We start from the raw sequence: 18,491 nt of genomic DNA on the forward strand, positions 1-18,491 counted from the left end.
TCAGTCCCCGCCGATGCGGCGGGCGCCGAGTTCGTTCTGCAGGAGTTCCAGGGCGACTTCTTCGGGGTCGCGGCGCGGCGCGGCGTCGGCGCCCGAGGCGGCGTCGTCGGCGACCTCGGCCAGCATGGCCTCCTCGTCGGCGCGCCGGGCCGATTCGGCGTCGACCGGTGCGGATGCCGCGGCGTGGCCGCCGGCGGGCCCCCCGGTTTCGCAGCGCACCCGCCAGTTCACCCCCAGGGCGTCTTTGAGGGCCTCGGTGATGACGTCGGTGTTGCGCGGTTCGGACAGTCGCCGGGCCAGCGAGGGTGTTTCGTGGGACAGCACCAGCGTGTCGCCCTCGACGGCGCGCACGGTCGCGGCGGCCAGCATCGCCTCGGTGGAGCGACTGCGTTGACGCACCTTCTCTCGCACGGTGCTCCACACGGAGCGCACGGCGGCCGCATCGGGTTCGCCGGGAGCAGCCGACACGGGGGCCGCCGGTGCCGGGGCCACCGGGGCCGGGGGCGCTGCGGCGGGGGGCGCTGCTGCGGCGGGGGCCGGGTCGGGCTGGCGGACCGGTTCGGGTTCCCAGGCCGGGGTGGGTGCCGGACGCGCCTCCGGCGGCGGGGACGACGCCGTCGCCGCGGGCGCCTGGGAGCGCCGGGTGAACTGCTTGGCGGCGGGTGCCGGCGCAGCAGGGGCCGGAGCGGGGGCAGCAGGGGCGGGAGCCGCCGGAGCGGGAGCCGCGACCGGCCGGGCCGGTGCGGCGGAGGCGGCCTGTGCGGCAGGGGCGGGCCGTACCGCCGGAGCGGGCCGTGCCGCGCCCGTCGCGGTCGCCGGGATCGACATGTCCAGCCGGCCCTCGATGCGCTCCACCCGCTGCAGCAGCGCGGCCTCGGTGTCGGCGGCCGACGGCAGCAGCAGCCGGGCGCAGACCACCTCCAGCAGCAGTCGTGGTGCGGTGGCGCCGCGCATCTCGCCGAGGCCGGCATGCACCACCTCGGCGTACCGGGTCAGGGTGGCCGGCCCCAGCCGGGCGGCCTGCTCCCGCATGCGCTCCAGCATGTCTTCGGGCGCGTCGACCACGCCCTTGGCCACCGCGTCGGGGACGGCCTGCAGCACGATCAGGTCCCGGAACCGCTCCAACAGATCGATGGCGAACCGGCGCGGGTCGTGGCCGGCGTCGACCACCGCCTCCACCGCGCCGAACAGCGAGGCGCCGTCCCCGGCGGCCAGGGCGTCGACCGCCTCGTCGATCAGGGCGACGTCGGTGGCGCCCAGCAGGCCCAGCGCCCGCTGGTAGCGGACGTGGTTGACGTCGGGGTTGCCGTCCATCGGCTCGGAGCCGGCCAGCAGCTGGTCGAGCACCGAGAGCGTGTCCCGCGGGGAACCGCCGCCGGCACGGATCACCAGCGGGTACACCGCGTCGTCGACCGCGACGTGTTCCTGTTCGCAGATCCGCCCGATCAGTTCCCGCATGGTCCGCGGCGCCAGCAGCCGGAACGGGTAGTGGTGGGTGCGGCTGCGGATGGTCGGCAGCACCTTCTCCGGTTCGGTGGTGGCGAACACGAAGATCAGGTGGTCCGGCGGCTCCTCGACGATCTTGAGCAGCGCGTTGAATCCCGCGGGGGTGACCATGTGCGCTTCGTCGATGATGAAGATCCGGTAGCGCGACTGGGCGGGCGCGTAGAAGGCCCGGTCCCGCAGATCACGGGTGTCGTCGACGCCGCCGTGGCTGGCCGCGTCGAGTTCGACGACGTCGATGCTGCCCGCCCCGTTGGGGGCCAGCGCCACGCACGAGTCGCACGTCCCGCACGGCGTGGGCGTCGGGCCTTGCACGCAGTTCAGCGAGCGGGCCAGGATGCGCGCCGACGACGTCTTGCCGCAGCCGCGGGGCCCGGAGAACAGGTAGGCGTGGTTGATCCGGTTCGCCGACAATGCCGCGCACAACGGTTCGGTGACGTGCTCCTGCCCCACTACTTCGGCGAAGGTTGCCGGCCGGTACTTGCGGTAGAGCGCCACGCCAGCAGGGTACTTGTTCGCGCCGACGGCGGTGTAGCCCCGGCGGATTGCGCACTACGGTTTGGGGCGCAGAAAACCCAAGGTGTTCCACATCGGGCTGAAGTCACGCTGGTTGAGGGTCACGAACAACCGGCCGCCGGAGTTCTGGTCGGCGGTTTGGTACTGCAGCAGCGGTCCATGGCCATGGACGTCGGTGACGACCGCGGCGTGCCCGTGCTCGCTGACGACGCCGCCCGGGTCGTAGACGACGATGTCGCCGATCCGCGGCTCGTTGAGCCCGCCCTCGAACGGCACCCGGTCGAAGTACCGGTCCAGGCCGTTGGTGGGGAAATGGTGGTACAGGTCGGAGACGTTGACGCTGGGATCGTGGTTGCGCCACCAGCCCAGCGACTGGATGTAGTGCTCCACGAGCGGGTAGCACTGGCCGTCGCCGTAGACCACCGGGTTGCCCAGTGCGGCCTCGGCGGCGTTACCCCGGAAGATGTCGAGTTCCTCGACGGCCCGCTGCGGCAGCGGCGCGGGCTCGGCGGATGCGGCCGCAACCGGCTGCACCGGGCGCGGGTCGACCGGCGGTCCCGGCAGCGCGTGCGCCGCGGGGAATGGTCCCAGCATCGCGAACGCGGCCGCCGCCACCGCCGCTTTGGCGCCGAATCCCGGCACGTCAGCCCAGCAGCTGTTCGGCCGCGGCCAGCAGCGCGCAGGTGGCCAGCCCGTCGACGGCGTCGCGCAGGTCTTCGGCGGACGGGAACGACGGGGCGATCCGGATGTTCTTGTCCTCGGGATCCTTGCGGTACGGGAACGACGCCCCGGCCTCGGTGACCGCGATGCCGGCGTCCTTGGCCAGCGCGACGGTGCGACGCGCAGTGCCCGGCCAGACGTCGAGGCTGATGAAGTAGCCGCCCTTGGGGTCGGTCCAGGATGCGATCTTCGACTCGCCCAGCCGGCTCTGCAGGATCTCGGCGGCCAGCTCGAACTTGGGCGCCAGGATCTGCTGGTGGCGACGCATGTGCTGCCGCACGCCCTCGGCGTCGCCGAAGAAGCGCAGGTGCCGCAGCTGGTTGACCTTGTCCGGCCCGATCGAGCGCTTGCCGGCGTACTGCAGATACCAGGTGATGTTGCCCAGTGAGCCGCCGAAGAAGCTGACGCCCGCCCCGGCGAAGGTGATCTTGGAGGTGGAGGCGAACACGTAGGGCCGGTTGGGGTTGCCGGCCGCGGCGGCCAGCCCGAGGATGTCGATCTGGTGCGGGAATTCGGCGGTCAGGGTGTGCACCGCGTAGGCGTTGTCCCAGAACAGCCGGAAATCCGGCGCGGCGGTCTTCATCTGCACCAGGCGGCGCACCGTCTCCCAGGAGTAGGTGACGCCGGTCGGGTTGCCGAAGATCGGCACCGTCCACATGCCCTTGATCGCCGGGTCGGCGGCGACGAGTTCCTCGATCAGGTCGACGTCGGGGCCGTCTTCGCGCATCGGGACCGGGATCATCTCGATGCCCAGGGTCTCGGTGATCGCGAAGTGCCGGTCGTAGCCGGGGACCGGGCACAGGAACTTGACGGCCGGCTCCTGACTCCAGGGCCGCGGCGAGTCCACGCCGCCGTGCAGCATCGAGAAGACGATGACGTCGTGCATGAACTCCAGGCTGGCGTTGTTGCCGGCGATCAGGTTGGGCACCGCGATGCCGAGCAGCTCACCGAAGATCGCCCGCAGCTCGGGCAGCCCTTGCAGGCCGCCGTAGTTACGGGTGTCGGTGCCGTCGTCGCTGCGGAAGTCACCCGCACCGGGCAGGGCCAGCAGTCCGTTGGACAGGTCCAGCTGCTCGGGCGCGGGTTTGCCGCGGGTGAGGTCCAGCGCGAGCTTCTTGGCCTGCAAGTCGGCGTAGTCGCGCTGGAAGCGCTCATACTGCGCAGTCAGGTCGGCACGGTTGAGGGTATGCAGCGACACGGGTGCGCCTTTCGACGTCGAAGGCCCGACATATAAGGGGACCCCGCGCACCCGCCAGAGCCCATTGACCCTTGCTGCCTTCCGGCCCTGGGGGAGTTCACAGGATGGACGCCGCGCGGGGTCCGAGAGACGAGTCTAGCGGTGATCGGATGCGTCGCGAAGCCGGGCAGGGTGAGCGGTGCGCAAAGCACCCAGCGGACTCAGCTACCATTGCCGACGGAGGATTCGCCTAGTGGCCTATGGCGCTCGCCTGGAACGCGGGTTGGGTTAATAGCCCTCAGGGGTTCAAATCCCCTATCCTCCGCACCCGAGACAGGTGCGGCCGGACCGACAGTTTTGCTGGTCCGGCCGCACCTGAATCACTACTGACGAGCATGGGAGGTGGCGTGAGTCGTACCGTCGCCACGGTTTGGCACGCGTCGCTCTCCGCTCTCGCCGCGCTCCTGTACTTCCTGTTCGTGTTGCCCCGCTGGTGGGAGCTGACCGGTTTCGCCCCGCACACCCTGGGCACCGTGATGCGGATTCTGCTCGGTCTGCTGATCGGCGCGACGGCCGTGCCGGTGTCGGCGGCCCTCAAGCAGGCCCGCAAGCCGGAGTTCGGCACCCCGCAGTTGGCCCTGTCGCTGCTGTCCGGTGCCGCGGTGGCACCCCTGGTAGCGGGCACCCTGATCCTGGGCACCGCGATCAGCGAGATCTGGCTGTCGCTGGACGACGCCGGCATGTGGCTGTTCGGGATCTACGGGGCCGCGGCCGCGATCGCCCTGCTGGGCATCGGCGCGTTCTACCTGGCCTCGGTGGCCGAGCAGCCGGCGCCGCCGCCCAAACCGATCAAGCTCAAGACCCCCAAGCAGCCCAAGCGTGGGCGCCGCGGCAAGAAGGCCGAGGCGGCCGAGTCCGAAGCCGAAGCCGAGGCACCTGTCGAGGACGCCGACGAGACCGTGGACGCCGGGGACGACGAGGCCGACGGCGAGGACGCCGCGGAAGAGACCGTCGAGGTCGAGGCGGACGACGCCGCGGAAGAGACCGTCGAGGCCGCGGCCGAAGAAGCCGGGGACACCGAAGAACTGCGCCCGACCGGCAAGCGTCAGGCCAAAAAAGACGGCTGACCGGCTGCCTGCCGGACTACCCTGGACGCTATGACCGAGCATCTCGGTGCGTTCCCACCGCGCGAAAGCGCACTCGCCGAACGACTGGCGGCCTCAGCGACCGCCGACCGGGAATTTCAGACCATCCTGCAGCAGGCGGTAGCGGCCACCGTCGAGTCCCGGCGGCGCCTGGATGCCCTCGAGGCCGAGATCCGGGAATCGGCCGGCGCTTGGGCAGGCCTGGACACCCCGGCCGGCAACCGAGAGTTCCAGCAGTATCTGGCCACCAAGACCCGTGAGATCCATCGGATAGTCGCCGACGCGGCCGACGACAGCCGCCGGCGGGCGAACGCGGTGTCGGCCCTGGCCGACCGCTATCCGGCCGGTTAGAAACGCCGTTCGAGAACCGTTACGGCTTCGGGGACCAGTCCCACACCGACATGTCGTCGCGCGGGTACTGGCTGCAATTCTCGGTCGACTTCGCGACGACGCCCTTGTTGTTGAAGAAGATCTTGGCGTGGTTGGGCCACGACACGGTCAGCGGGTCGGCGAAGTTGGTCGCCAACTCCTCGGAGTAGGCCCGCCGCTGCGCGGCGTCCAGCGAGAAGAACCAGTGCATCTTGTCGATGGTGGCCTGCTGCACCTGCACGGGCTTGTTGTGCATGTCGATCATGTAGCGCTCGTAGTAGACCGGCGAGAAGTCCCGGCTGGCGGCCAGCATCTGCTCGGCGCTGCAGTCGGTCTTGATCACCCGGCGCGGGATCGGGAAGTCGTCGGTCGCGTCGGCGGCGGCGGTGGCGGGCAGGATTGCGGCGCTCAACGCGGCGGCCGCAGCGGCCACGATGGCGCCCCGGAAAATCGGGCGGTGCTTACGCATGGAATCCACTGTAGCCATTCCCCCGGTCCTCTCCTCTAATCGGTTGTTCGGCCGCCGAACCCGCCGGTGAGACCCGTGAGCCGGGTGAAGCGGGTGAGACGAATGCGGCGGTGAAACGACCGCGCAGCCACTCGAACTCGTCACGCAATGCTACATAACTTTAGCCATGCTACCTAATTAGTTTTCCGGCCCCGGGCATGGAATCGCTCACAGCCGGCTACCGGTTGTGCGCCAACTCCCCGGTCGCCTCGTCGGCGTCGCGGCGTGCGCGTTCGGCCGCGACCCGATGCCGGGCGGCCTTCCCCCCGACGTGCGGCAACACGTTGATGGGCCACCAGAACCAGCGGCCCAGCAGGGCGGCGATCGACGGTGTCATGAATGCCCGCACGATCAAGGTGTCGAACATCAGCCCCAGCCCGATGGTGGTGCCGATCTGGCCGATGATGCGCAGGTCGCTGACCGCCATCGACGCCATGGTGAACGCGAACACCAGTCCGGCCGAGGTCACCACCTTCCCGGTGCCGCCCATCGCCCGGATGATGCCGGTGTTCAGCCCGGCGTGGATCTCCTCCTTGAGCCGGGAGACCAGCATCAGGTTGTAGTCCGACCCCACCGCCAGCAGGACGATCACGCTCATCACCAACACCAGCCAGTGCAACTGGATGCCGATCAGGTACTGCCAGAACAGCACCGACAGCCCGAACGACGCGCCCAGCGACAGCGCCACCGTTCCCACGATCACCAGCGCGGCGATCAGCGCACGGGTGATCAGCAGCATGATGACGAAAATCAGGCACAGCGAAGCGATCCCGGCGATCAGCAGGTCGTAGTTGGAACCGTCGTGCATGTCCTTGAACAACGACGCGGTCCCGCCCAGGTAGATCTCGGCGTCCTCGAGCGGCGTCCCCTTGAGCGCTTCCTCGGCCGCCGTCCGGATCTTGTCGATGTGCGAAATGCCTTCGGCGGTAGCCGGATTGCCGCGGTGACTGATCATCATCCGCACGGCCTTGCCGTCCGGGGATAAGAACATGTTCATCGCACGCTTGAAGTCCGGGTTCTCGAAAATCTCCGGCGGCAGATAGAACGAGTCGTCGTTCTTGGCCTCGTCGAACGCCTTGCCCATCGCGGTGGCGTTTTCGGCCATGTCGTCCATCTGGGCGAAGATCCCGGACATGGTGCTGTGCATCGTCAGCATCATCGTCCGCATGGTCTCCATGGTGTCGATCATCGGCGGGAAGGTGGCGAGCATCTGCGGCATCAGCGCATCCATGTCGCCCATGTGCCCGATCATCTTGTCCATGCTCTCGCTCATCGGATCGACGCTGTCGACCATGTCGAACGCCGAGCGCAACGAGAAGCAGATCGGGATGTCGTAGCAGTGCGGTTCCCAGTAGAAGTAGCTGCGGATCGGCCGCCAGAAATCCTCGAAATCGGCGATGTGGTCCCGGATCTCGTAGATCTGCTGCTGCAGGTCGTCCATGTCCACCACCATCTCGTGGGTGGTGCCGGCCAGTTGGCTCATGAAGCCGTGCATCTGGCGCATGGTGGCGATGGTCTCGCCCATCGCCTCGGCCTGGGTCAGCATGTCGTCCATGCGCTTCTTCTGGAACTGCATGGTCTGCATCTGACCGGCGTTCTGCATGCTGATCTGGAACGGGATCGAGGTGTGCTCCAGCGGGGTGCCCTGCGGGCGGGTGATGGCCTGCACCCGGGAGATCCCGACGACCTTGAACACCGCCTTGGCCAGCTTGTCGATGATCAGGAAGTCCGCCGGGTTGCGCATGTCGTGGTCGGCCTTGATCAGCAACACCTCGGGCAGCATCCGGGACTGCGAGAAGTGCCGGTCGGCGGCGGCGAAGCCCTCGTTGGCGGGGATGTCGGTGGGGATGTATTTGCGGTCGTCGTAGGCCGGCGTATAGCCCGGCAGTGTCAGCAGGCCCACCGCCGCCACCGCCAGCGCGGCGACCAGCACCGGCGCCGGCCAGCGGACGATCACCGTGGCCACCCGCCGCCAGCCGCGGGTGCTGGTGGCGCGCTTGGGGTCGAACAGGCCGAATCGGCTGCCGACGGTGATGATCGCCGGGCCCAGCGTCAGCGCGGAGAAGACCGAGACGAGCATCCCGACCGCGCAGGGGATGCCCAGCGAGACGAAGTAGGGCATCCGGGTGAAGTGGAGGCAGAACACCGCGCCGGCGATGGTCAGGCCCGACCCCAGGATGACGTGGGCGACGCCCTCGAACGCCGTGTAGTAGGCGCTTTCGCGGTCCTCCCCGTTCTGGCGCGCCTCGTGGTAGCGGCCGATCAGGAAGATCGCGTAGTCGGTGCCGGCGGCGATCGCCAGCGAGACGATCAGGTTGACGGCGAACGTGGTCAGCCCGACCCAGTGGTTATGCCCCAGGAACGCCACCACGCCGCTGGCCGCGTTCAGTTCCATGTAGACCATGCCCAGCAGCACCGCGACGGTGATGATCGACCGGTAGACCAGCAGCAACATGGTGAGGATCACCCCGATGGTGACCAGCATCATCTTGAACATCGACTTGTCGCCGGCGTGGTTCATGTCCTTGGCGAGTGCCGCGGTGCCGGTGACATAGACGGTCAGCCCCGGCGGGGTCTGGACCGAGTCCACGATGTTGCGGACGGATTCGACCGAGTCGTTGGCCGCCGCCTGGCCGATGTTGCCGACGAGGTTGACCTGCACGTAGGTCGCTTGGCCGTCGGCGCTCTGGGCGCCGACGGCGGTCATCGGGTCGCCCCAGAAATCCTGGACGTGCTGGACGTGGGCGGTGTCGGCTTTGAGCTTCTCGACCACCTCGGCGTAGTACTCGTGCTCGGCGTCGCCGAGTTTGTGGTCGGCCTCCAGCACGATCATCGCGGTGCTGTCGGAGTCGGACTCCTTGAAGACCCTGCCCATCTCGGTCATGGCCTGCATGGAGGGGGCGTCGGTGGGGCTGGCCGACACCGCGTTGGCCTTGCCGACCTCTTCCAGCGGCGGCACCGTGGCGACCAGTACCGCGATCAGCGCCACCCACGCCAGGATGATCGGGACGGCGAACCTGCGAAGGGTGCGGGCGATGAACGGCCGGTGCGTCTGATCGCTGCCGGTGCGCGTTCCGATCCCGCTCATGCCGCCTTCAGCAGGCAGAACGTGTAGGCGTTGACCTCGTTGGAGACACGTTCGGCCTTGACCTCGCCGTCGACGGTGATCCGGCAGCCGATGCTGTCGCTGTCACCCTGGGCCTGAATGCTGCCCACCACCGAGGGCAGGGTCGTGACGATGTCGAGCTGCCACGGCAGCGGAACGTCCTCGACCCGTTGCGGTTCGGAGTTGACGTCGAAGTAGCTGATGTCGGCGATGGTTCCGGGCGGGCCGAAGATCTCGTAGGTCAGGTGCTTGGGGTTGAAGGGTTTGGTCTCGTCGTTCTGGCCGTCGGAGTACGACGGGCGCTTATCGGAGCCGAACTGGCCGTGAATCTTGTGCACGGTGAAGGCGGCGACGGCGGCCACCACCACGATCACCAGGGGTATCCACACCCGGCTCAGCACCTTGAAAATCGAAGTCCCCTTCACCACGAGCTTTGGGTACCCTAACCCACGCCGACGGGCGTAAGCGCACGCTACCGGACTTTCCGGCGGATCGCCCAGCCCGCTCCGGCGTCGACGCCCCCGCCGCGTTTCGCGTTGACTTTGCGTCCAGGGCGGTGCTTACTCGCACTTTTGCGCCCCGAGCGCAGAGTCAACGGGGCGGGTGGCGGTCGGTGTCCCGGCTGGGCTGCACCCGCTTGGGTTCGCCCGGCATCTTCGGGTAATTCGGCGGGTAGGGCAGATCCCCCAGACCGTGGGCCTCGTCGGCGGCCGCCATCTCCAGCAGCGGTTGCAGGGACTGCGGATGATCGCCGATGCCGCTCCACGGGTCACCGCGCCGGGCCAGCAGCGCCGGCACGGTGGCGATGGTGAAGTCGTCCGCGTCGACATCGCCCGCCAGTTCCTCCCAGGTCAGCGGGGTGGAGACGGTGGCGATCGGGGTGGCCCGCGCCGAATACGCCGACGCCATGGTGCGGTCGCGGGCGTTCTGGTTGAAGTCGACGAAGATCCGCTCGCCGCGCTCCTCCTTCCACCAGGAGGCGGTGACGGTATCCGGTGCGCGCCGCTGCATCTCGCGGGCCAGCGCGATACCGGCGCGACGGACCTCGATGAAATCCCAGTCGGCGCTGATCGGAAGGTAGACGTGCAGGCCGCGACCGCCGGAGGTCTTGACGTGGCCGACCAGCCCCAGCTCGTCGAGCAGCGGGCGCAGCACGTCCAGCGCGACCGCGCGGGCCTCCGCGAAGCCGGTACCGGGCTGCGGATCCAGGTCGACGCGCAGTTCGTCGGGATGGTCGGTGTCGGCGCAGCGCACCGGCCAGGGATGGAAGGTGACGGTGCTCATCTGCACGGCCCACAGGATGTCGGCGGGCCGGACGACCTTGAGGACGTCGGCGGTGCGCCCGGAGGGGAACGTCACCCGGCACGTTTCCACGTTCTCGGGGTGTCCCCGGGGCAGTCGTTTGGAGTAGACCTCGGCACCGCCGATCCCGTCGGGGAACCGTTGCAGGTGCGTGGGCCGGCCCGCCAACCGGTTCAGCAGCGGGCCGCCGGCCACCGCCAGGTAGTAGTCGGCCAGTGCCCGCTTGGTGCCGGCGGCGCCCAACCGCGGGTAGTACACCTTGTCGCCGCTGGTGAAGCGGACGGCGACGCCGTCGACATCCAACTCCTCCGCGCCGGTCACCTCAGGCCTCCAGCACGTCGCCCAGGTCGTAGTTCAGCGGCACCTCGAGCTGGTCGAAGGTGCAGCTCGCCGGGTCGCGGTCCGGGCGCCACCGCAGCAGTTTCACGGTGTGCCGGAAGCGCAGGCCTTCCATCTGGTCGTAGGCCACCTCGGCGACGCGTTCGGGCCGGATCGGGATCCACTGCTTGTCGGCCGCGGAGTTCCACCGGCTGGCCTCCCCGTCGCGGACCTCGCCGCTGCGCAGCGGCTCCAACTCGGCCTGCAGGGCCAGCCGGTCGGCGTCGCTGAACGCCGCGGCCCCGCCGACCATCACCAACTCCCCGTCGGCGTCGTAGAGCCCCAACAGCAGCGACCCGATACCGGTGCCGCTCTTGTGCACGCGGTAGCCCATCACCACGCAGTCGGCGTCGCGGTGGTGTTTGACCTTGACCATGTCGCGTTTGCCCGGCAGGTAGGGCCCGTCGACGCGCTTGGCGATCACCCCGTCCAGCCCGGCGCCCTCGAAGGTGTCCAGCCAGCGGGTGGCCTGCTCGGGGTCGGCGGTGGCGCGGGTGACGTGACAGCTGGGACCGGCACCGATCAGCTCGGCCAGCGCGTCGCGTCGCACCCGGAACGGTTCGTCGAGCAGCGCGCGTTCCCCGGTCGCCAGCGCGTCGAAGCCGATGAACCGCGCCGGGGTCTGCTCGGCCAGTTGCCGCACCCGGCTCTGCGCGGGGTGGATGCGCTGGCTCAGCGCGTCCCAGTCCAGCCGGGTGCGCCCGCCGATCTCACGGGGCACCACCACTTCGCCGTCGAGCACGCAGCGCGGCGCGATCTCGGCCCGCAGCGCGTCGAGCAGTTCCGGGAAGTAACGGCCCAGCGGCTTACCGGTGCGTGACTGCAGCACGACGTCGTCGCCGTCGCGGAACACGAGGGCGCGGAAACCGTCCCACTTGGGTTCGTAGGACCAGCCGCCGTCGCCGGGGACCGTGGCCGCGGCCTTGGCGAGCATCGGGGCCACCGGCGGCGACACCGGCAGGTCCAGGCGCGGGTCCATGGTCTCCATGATGGGCGCCGGCGCTCAGCGGCGCAGGAACTCCACGATGTGGCGGGCCAGCTCCTCGCCGGCGTCCTCCTGCAGGAAGTGCCCGGCGTCGTGGATCACCGGGTGTGCCCGGCCGTGCGCCCCGGCCATCTCACGCTGGAAGATCGGCGCCATCGCCCCGGTGATCGGGTCGCCGTCGCTGAAGGCGACCAGCATCGGCGTCGACGACGCGCACAGCGCGGCCCACGCGGCCCGGTTCGCCGGGGCGGCCGGATCGGCCGGGTCCGTCGGGATCAGCGACGGCATGGTCCGCGGTCCGACGCTGTAGCTGTCGTCGGGGAACGGCGCGTCGTAGCCGGCCCGCACCGCCTCGGTCATCGGCCGACGGCAACCGGACTGCACGAACCATCCGACGTTGATCTCCGGCGCGCTCTGGATCGCCTCCTTGAAGCGCCACCAGACCTCCGGCATCGGGATATCCCCGGTCGGCAGGCCGGTGTTGGCGACGACGACGCCGCTGAACCGCTCCGGGTTCTCCGCGAGCACCCGCAGCCCGATCAGCCCGCCCCAGTCCTGGCAGACCAGGGTCACATCACGCAGGTCGAGGACGTCGAACGCCAGCGCCCGCATCCATTCGACGTGACGGGCATAGGTGTGGTCCTCGGCGCGGGTGGGCTTGTCCGAGCGGCCGAAGCCGACCAGATCCGGGCAGATCACCCGGTAGCCGGCCTCGGCCAGGATCGGCATCATCTTGCGGTACAGGTACGACCAGGACGGTTCGCCGTGCAGCATCAGGATGGGCGGGCCGTCGGACGGGCCGTCTTGGACCCAGGCCACCCGCAGCGTGCCGCCGTCATCGTCGTCGAGGTCGCAGTACTGCGGGGGGTAGGCGAAATCGGGGAGTGCGGCGAACCGCTCGTCGGGGGTGCGCAGTATCTGCATGAAGCGACGATAACGTGCGGGTATATACCCCCGGGGGTTTCTGGTAGGCTGGCGGCAACACCGACCAAGGAGGATTCATGTCCGTCGCATTGAGCACCGCGGTGACCGGCTCCGATTTCGACACGGTCGTCGCCAAGACCCGGGAAGCCCTGAAGGACAACGGCTTCGGCGTTCTGACCGAGATCGACATGCAGGCGACGCTGAAAGCCAAGCTCGGCGAGGAGATGGAACGCTACCTGATCCTGGGCGCCTGCAACCCGCCGTTGGCACACCGGGCGGTGACCGTCGAGAAGCGCATCGGCGTGCTGTTGCCCTGCAACATCGTGATCCGCGAGGACGTCGAGCATCCGGGCACCGTGCTGGTGGAGGCGATGAATCCGGCGCTGATGGCCCAAGTCGTCGACAATCCGGCGCTGGCGCCGATCGCCGACGAGGTAAGCGGGAAGATCGGCGCCGTCATCGATATCCTTTCGGGTGCGTAACGCGCACCTGAAAGGAACCGCCGATGTGCTATCCCGTGCCGTGTCGAGTCTGTGGCAAAACCACCTGGGCCGGTTGCGGTGATCACGTCGCCGACGTCCGCGCCCAGGTTCCCCCCGAGCAGTGGTGCGAAGGTCAGCACGACCAGCAGCACGCCCCGCACTCCTGATCCCCGTCGGCCACGCCGTCGCGGCTAGTCTCGTTCTCAGCTACCCAACGAACGAGGAGATGCAATGACGGCGGGGGCCTCTCGCGTCGGAACGACGTTCGGTAAGTACCAGATCACCCGGTTGCTCGGCCGCGGCGGCATGGGCGAGGTCTACGAGGCCTACGACACCAGCAAAGACCGGACCGTCGCGCTGAAGATCCTGCTCGACCACTATTCGGGCGACGAACGGTTCCGTACCCGGTTCCAGCGCGAGTCGCGGGCCACCGCGATGCTGCGGGAACCGCACGTCATCCCGATCCACGATTGGGGTGAGATCGACGGAAGCCTCTACATCGACATGCGTCTCATCCAGGGCGCGACCCTGCAGGAACTGATCCGTCGGGGGCCGATGCCGCCGCAGCGGGCCGTGGCGTTGATCGTGCAGGTCGCCGCCGCGCTGGACGCCGCGCACGCCCACGACCTGATCCACCGTGACGTCAAACCGCAGAACATCATCGTCACGCCCGCGGACTTCGTCTACCTGGTGGACTTCGGCATCGCGGCGATGCCCGGCGAGTCCAGCCTGACCGCGACCGGGACCCAGATCGGATCGGTCGCCCACATGGCGCCCGAACGCTTCACCGACAAGCCGGTCGGCAGCGCGGTGGACGTCTACGCGCTGGCCTGCATCCTCTACGAAATGCTCACCGGCAGAACACCGTTCCCGACCGGGAGCATCGAACAGACCATCTCCGCGCACATGTCCGCGGCGCCGCCGCGCCCCAGCCAGACCGACCCCCGTATTCCGGCGGCCCTCGACCAGGTGATCGCACAGGGCATGGCCAAGGATCCGGCACACCGCTTCCGCACCGCCGGCGCCCTGGGTGAGGCGGCGCAGCGCGCGCTGCAACCCGCGGCACCCGCCGCGCCGTTCCCCGCTCCCCCGCCGGCCGGCGCGCCGTTCGCCAATCCCGGCGCGCCCACCGCCGCGTTCCCCACCGCGGCATCCGCCCCGGTGCAGTCGGCACCCCCGGTGGCGCTGTCGGCTCCGACGGTGGCCGCACCGGAACCGGCGAAGGCCCACTGGACCGGGTATGCCGCACTGGCCGCGGCGTTGCTCGCGCTGACGGTCGCCGTCGCCGGGCTTTTCGTGCCGAAGTCCACCGGCGTCGCACCGGAACCGTCCGACGATTCCACCGCGTCCGGGGTTGCGTCGACGGCCTTCAGCGCCTCGGAGATCAGTGCGGCGAAACACGATGTCTGCACCGCGACCGACGTGGCCCGCTCCGCGGTGCAGCTCAACACCAATATGACCAACCCCGAGCCGGGCAACGTGATCGGCGATCTGGCGGTGGGCACCAATGCGCGACTGGCGCTGGCGCACAGCTCCGACTACCTGCGGATGCATCTGGCGGCGGCGCCGGCCACCCCCGCCGATCTGGCCGTGGCCGCCACCGGCTACGCCGACACCCTCAGCGAGCTCGCGATGGGCTACCTGGCGGGGCGGACACCCGACGACGAAGTCCAGCAACCGCTGCGGGACAAGCTGATCGACCAGCTCGACACGCTGGTCGCGCTCTGCGACTGATCGCCCGGCTATACCCCGGTCGCGCGCTCCAGGTCGGCCAGCGCGGTGTCGAGGTGGCCCAGCAGCCGTTGCAGGTGCGGCACGGACCGACGGCAGCCGACCAGCCCGAAGTCGAGGTTGCCGGCGTTGCTGACCACGGTCATGTTCAGCGCCTGGCCGTCCAGTGCGATCGACATCGGGTAATTGCCGTCCAGGCGGGCGCCGCCCCAGTACAGCGGTTCGGCCGGGCCGGGCACGTTGGAGATGACGATGTTGAACGGCGGCTTGGCCGTCGTGACGAATCCCGGGACGGCGGCCAGCGCCAGCGGTGCCATGTTGGCCGCCGACAGCGCCAGCGCCTGGGTTCGCGGCAACTCGCTGAACACCTTCTTGTTGCGGCGCATCGAGTCGCTGATGATCGCCAGCCGCTGCGCCGGATCGGTCTGGTCGGTGGCCAGGTTGCACAAGATCGCGCCCACCTTGTTGCCGCCGGAGTCGGCTTCGGCCTCGGTGCGCAGGCTCACCGGGACCATCGCCACCAGCGGATGCTCCGGCAGCGCCCGCTGCTCGTCGAGGTAGGCCCGCAGCGCACCGGAACACATCGCGAGCACCACGTCGTTGAGGGTGACACCGGCTGCGCGTTTGACCGCGATCACCCGCTGCACCGGCCAGGACTGCGCCGCGCACCGGCGGGCGCCGCCGATGTTGACGTTGAGCATGGTGCGCGGCGCCTCGAACGGCAGCGTCAACTGCTGTTCGAGCAACGCGGCCCGCGCCAGCTTCACCGTCGACGGCCCGAGTGCGGCAACGTCTTTGACCATCCCGGTCAGCTGCTGCAGCGGCGACGGCGCAGCCGGGCGTGGCCGTGGGCGCGATCCAGCGGCGCTCGGTGACCACGGGGCGGACAGTTCCGGTGCCCGCGGATCGGTCGACAGGGTGCGGCTGAGCAGGCGCAGCAGCGAGACACCGTCGATCAGCGAATGGTGGATCTTGACGTAGACGGCGAAGCGGCCGTCGTCGAGCCCCTCCACCACGTGGGCCTCCCACAGCGGCCGGTGCCGGTCGAGCAGGCTGCCGTGCAGCCGCGACGTCAACTCCAGCAGGTCGCGCACCCGGCCCGGAACCGGCAGTGCGGAGCGTCGCACGTGGTACTCGAGGTCGACGTCGTCGTCGAAGGCCCAACTCAGGTTGGAGAACCCGCCGAGAATCTTCGCCGGGCGCTTCTGGAAGGCCGGCTGCAGATCGCGGGAGCGCAGCAACTCCCGGTAGATCTCGCCGACGAACTCCGGTCCGGCCCCCTCGGGCGGCTCGAAGAGCATCAGGCCACCGACGTGCATGGGGTGCTCACGCGTCTCGGTCATCAGGAATACCGAATCGGTCGGTGACATCAGTTGCATCAACCCATTAGACCCCGTCTGACGTCGGCGGCGCTTGCTAGTCTTTCCCGGTGCGTCGCCGGCCCGTCGTCTGTGTCGCCTCGGGCCTGTGCTTGCTGGTGGCGGGGATCGTCGCGCCCACCGCCCCCGCGGAGCCGGATGCTTCCGCCGTGGCGGGCCGCACCGTCTTCCTGGATCCGGGGCACAGCGGCGCGACCGACGCCTCCTTCTCCCAGCAGGTGCCCAACGGCCGCGGCGGCACCAAGCCGTGCCAGACCAGCGGCACCTCCGCTGACGACGGCTACCCCGAACACGCCTTGAACTGGGATGTCACCAACCGCATCCGGGCCGAGCTGGATCGCCTGGGCGTGCACACCGAACTCTCCCGCGCCGACGACTCCTCGGCGGGTCCGTGCATCGACGCGCGCGCCGCGGCGGCCAATGCGGCGCATCCGGACGCGATCGTGTCCATCCACGCCGACGGCGGGCCGGCCTCGGGCCGCGGCTTTCACGTCAACTACTCGCACCCGGCGCTCAACGACGCCCAGGCCGGCCCGGCCGTGGCGCTGGCCGGCGACATCCGAGACGCGTTGACGGCGGCGGGTATTCCGCAATCGAGCTACCTGGGATCCGACGGCCTGTTCGGGCGGGCGGATCTGGCCGGGCTGAATCTGGCCGAATACCCGGCGGTGCTGGTGGAATTGGGCAACATGCGTAACGCCGAGGACGCGGCACTGCTGGAGAGCCCCGACGGGCGGGACCGCTATGCGGCGGCCGTGGTCGACGGGATCGTCGCGTTCCTGTCCAGGTGACCGTGGTGCGACGCTTCAGCCCTACCGCCCGAACGTTTTTCGTCCTGGCCGCCGTGCTGACACTGCTGGCCGGCTGCGCGCAGGACACCACCCCCACCGTCATCACCGGGCATCCGGTGGCGATGCTCTACGACCCCGGCCGGGTCGGCGGGCTGCGCGCCTCGGAGGGGCCCAGCGGCCCGCGCAACGGACTGCCGCCGATCACGGCCCGCGTGCACAACTCCGACGGCGGGGAGATCGACCGGTTGTCGCTGCTGGCCGTCGATGACATCGAGGAGTTCTGGACGCAGCACTACGCCGACGCGCTCGGCGGCCGGTTCAAGCCGGTCTCGACGCTGATGTCCTACGCCTCCACCGATCCGTCCGGCCCGTCGGTGTGCGGCGCCAACGTCTACAAACTCCCCAACGCGATGTACTGCCGACCGCTGGACACCATGGCCTGGGATCGGGCCAAATTTTTGCCGACGGCTCGAAAGTACTTCGGCGACATGGCGATCAACGGAACCCTGGCACACGAGTACGGGCATGCGCTGCAGAACATGGCCGGGATCGTCAATCCGCTGACCAGCACGCTGGTCCGCGAACAGCAGGCGGACTGCTTCGGCGGGGTGTACCTGCAGTGGGTGGCCGCGGGCCACTCCTCACGCGTCCAGTTGAGCACCGGGGACGGGCTCAATCACGTGCTGGCCGGTCTGATCGTGATCCGCGACCCGGTGTCCACGCCGGATAACCCGGTGTCGATCTCCGACGAGCACGGCACCGCGCTGGATCGCGTCGGCGCGTTCCAGACCGGGTTCGACGGCGGCGCGGAGATGTGCGCCGAGATCGACATGAACGAGATCCGCAAGCGCCGCGGCAATCTGCCGCGCGCCCTGTTCGATTCGGAGTACGAGCAGAGTGATCTGACCATCGACGAGCCGGTGCTGACGATCCTGATGGAGCAGTTGGGCCAGATCTTCGGGTTGTCCCGGCCGCCTGAGCTGTCGCTGTCGACGTCGTGCCCCGGCGGCCGCACGCCCGACCCGGTGTCCTACTGCCCGGATGCGCACACCGTGGCCGTGGACCTGGCCGGCCTGCAGGAGATGAGCAGGCCATCAGACCAGTCGGCGACCGGCCTGCCCCAGGGCGACAACACCGGCCTGTCGGCGGTGACATCGCGGTATGCCCTTGCGGTGCAACACGAACGCCAGGTCGGATTGACCTCGGCGGCGGCGGGGCTGCGGGCGGCGTGCCTGACCGGGGTGGCGCAGCGGCGGATGGCCGAGCCGATGACGCTGCCCTCCGGCGCGGGCCTGACGTTGGGCAGCGGCGACCTAGACGAGGCGGTCACCGGGTTGCTGATGAACGGCATGGTCGCCAGCGACGTCGACGACAACACCGTGCCGTCGGGTTTCACCCGCATCCTGGCGTTCCGCTCCGGGCTCTACGGCGACGCCGACGGCTGCTTCGAGCGGTTCCCGTGATGGGCGCGCCGG

General features: G+C 69.4%; 16 protein-coding genes, 1 tRNA gene and 1 other RNA gene. 7 read left to right on the top strand and 11 right to left on the bottom strand.

Annotated elements, in window-relative coordinates; all coding sequences use genetic code 11:
- From RCP38_RS18215 to ffs, 4 genes are all read right to left on the bottom strand, one after another.
- Positions 1-2,001 (bottom strand): DNA polymerase III subunits gamma/tau, encoded by a 2,001-nt coding sequence (locus tag RCP38_RS18215; protein ID WP_308474310.1) that lies wholly within the window; start codon positions 1,999-2,001, stop codon positions 1-3.
- Positions 2,002-2,055: 54 nt separating this feature from the next.
- Positions 2,056-2,661, bottom strand: coding sequence for a CHAP domain-containing protein (locus tag RCP38_RS18220; RefSeq protein WP_308474311.1), 606 nt, complete (start codon positions 2,659-2,661; stop codon positions 2,056-2,058).
- Position 2,662: 1 nt separating this feature from the next.
- Positions 2,663-3,937 carry an aspartate aminotransferase type Ic gene (locus tag RCP38_RS18225; RefSeq protein WP_308474312.1) on the bottom strand — a complete coding sequence of 425 codons (1,275 nt, stop codon included), beginning with the start codon at positions 3,935-3,937 and terminating at the stop codon, positions 2,663-2,665.
- A gap of 32 nt (positions 3,938-3,969) precedes the next feature.
- Positions 3,970-4,064, bottom strand: an RNA gene (gene ffs / locus RCP38_RS18230) — signal recognition particle sRNA small type.
- A gap of 91 nt (positions 4,065-4,155) precedes the next feature.
- Here ffs and RCP38_RS18235 point away from each other — a divergent pair.
- The 3 genes from RCP38_RS18235 to RCP38_RS18245 all read left to right on the top strand — a co-directional run bounded on the left by RCP38_RS18235 (position 4,156) and on the right by RCP38_RS18245 (position 5,412).
- Positions 4,156-4,241 (top strand) — tRNA-Ser (locus RCP38_RS18235).
- A gap of 82 nt (positions 4,242-4,323) precedes the next feature.
- The gene (locus tag RCP38_RS18240) at positions 4,324-5,043 is read left to right on the top strand and encodes a lipid uptake coordinator LucA (protein ID WP_308474313.1); all 720 of its coding nucleotides are present in this window, start codon (positions 4,324-4,326) and stop codon (positions 5,041-5,043) included.
- Between the two features lie 30 nt (positions 5,044-5,073).
- On the top strand, positions 5,074-5,412 hold the full coding sequence (locus tag RCP38_RS18245) for a DUF4226 domain-containing protein (protein WP_308474314.1): 339 nt from the start codon (positions 5,074-5,076) through the stop codon (positions 5,410-5,412).
- Between the two features lie 19 nt (positions 5,413-5,431).
- Here the strand turns inward: RCP38_RS18245 and RCP38_RS18250 are convergent, their stop codons facing one another.
- The 6 genes from RCP38_RS18250 to RCP38_RS18275 form a co-directional block, all read right to left on the bottom strand.
- Entirely contained in the window at positions 5,432-5,899 is a 468-nt protein-coding gene (locus RCP38_RS18250) for a DUF5078 domain-containing protein (RefSeq protein WP_308474315.1), read from the bottom strand.
- A gap of 217 nt (positions 5,900-6,116) precedes the next feature.
- Positions 6,117-9,026 carry an MMPL/RND family transporter gene (locus RCP38_RS18255; protein WP_373692392.1) on the bottom strand — a complete coding sequence of 970 codons (2,910 nt, stop codon included), beginning with the start codon at positions 9,024-9,026 and terminating at the stop codon, positions 6,117-6,119.
- A complete protein-coding gene (locus RCP38_RS18260) occupies positions 9,023-9,445 on the bottom strand; it encodes an MmpS family transport accessory protein (protein WP_308477410.1) in 423 nt (140 codons plus the stop codon). The genes RCP38_RS18255 and RCP38_RS18260 overlap by 4 nt, the downstream gene beginning before the upstream one ends.
- Before the next feature lie 190 nt (positions 9,446-9,635).
- Entirely contained in the window at positions 9,636-10,667 is a 1,032-nt protein-coding gene (locus RCP38_RS18265) for a DNA polymerase domain-containing protein (protein WP_308474316.1), read from the bottom strand.
- A gap of 1 nt (position 10,668) precedes the next feature.
- Entirely contained in the window at positions 10,669-11,703 is a 1,035-nt protein-coding gene (locus tag RCP38_RS18270) for an ATP-dependent DNA ligase (protein ID WP_373692393.1), read from the bottom strand.
- Between the two features lie 24 nt (positions 11,704-11,727).
- A complete protein-coding gene (locus tag RCP38_RS18275) occupies positions 11,728-12,633 on the bottom strand; it encodes a haloalkane dehalogenase (RefSeq protein WP_308474319.1) in 906 nt (301 codons plus the stop codon).
- A gap of 77 nt (positions 12,634-12,710) precedes the next feature.
- Between RCP38_RS18275 and RCP38_RS18280 the strand changes: the two genes are divergently transcribed.
- Both RCP38_RS18280 and RCP38_RS18285 read left to right on the top strand, forming a co-directional pair.
- On the top strand, positions 12,711-13,115 hold the full coding sequence (locus RCP38_RS18280) for a DUF302 domain-containing protein (RefSeq protein WP_308474320.1): 405 nt from the start codon (positions 12,711-12,713) through the stop codon (positions 13,113-13,115).
- 231 nt (positions 13,116-13,346) lie between these two features.
- Complete coding sequence (locus RCP38_RS18285; protein WP_308474321.1) at positions 13,347-14,849, top strand: serine/threonine-protein kinase; 1,503 nt, start codon at positions 13,347-13,349, stop codon at positions 14,847-14,849.
- 8 nt (positions 14,850-14,857) lie between these two features.
- Here the strand turns inward: RCP38_RS18285 and RCP38_RS18290 are convergent, their stop codons facing one another.
- Positions 14,858-16,225, bottom strand: coding sequence for a WS/DGAT/MGAT family O-acyltransferase (locus tag RCP38_RS18290; RefSeq protein ID WP_308474322.1), 1,368 nt, complete (start codon positions 16,223-16,225; stop codon positions 14,858-14,860).
- 50 nt (positions 16,226-16,275) lie between these two features.
- On the opposite strand from RCP38_RS18290, the gene RCP38_RS18295 reads away from it, so the two are divergent.
- On the top strand, positions 16,276-17,016 hold the full coding sequence (locus tag RCP38_RS18295; RefSeq protein WP_308474323.1) for an Rv3717 family N-acetylmuramoyl-L-alanine amidase: 741 nt from the start codon (positions 16,276-16,278) through the stop codon (positions 17,014-17,016).
- A 2-nt stretch (positions 17,017-17,018) separates the two neighbouring features.
- Positions 17,019-18,479, top strand: a complete 1,461-nt coding sequence (locus RCP38_RS18300) for a neutral zinc metallopeptidase (RefSeq protein WP_373692529.1) — start codon at positions 17,019-17,021, stop codon at positions 18,477-18,479.
- Positions 18,480-18,491: the final 12 nt, after the last annotated feature.

The sequence above is a fragment of the Mycolicibacter sp. MU0083 genome (genome assembly GCF_963378075.1).
In the GTDB taxonomy this organism is placed as follows: Bacteria; Actinomycetota; Actinomycetes; order Mycobacteriales; family Mycobacteriaceae; genus Mycobacterium; species Mycobacterium kokjensenii.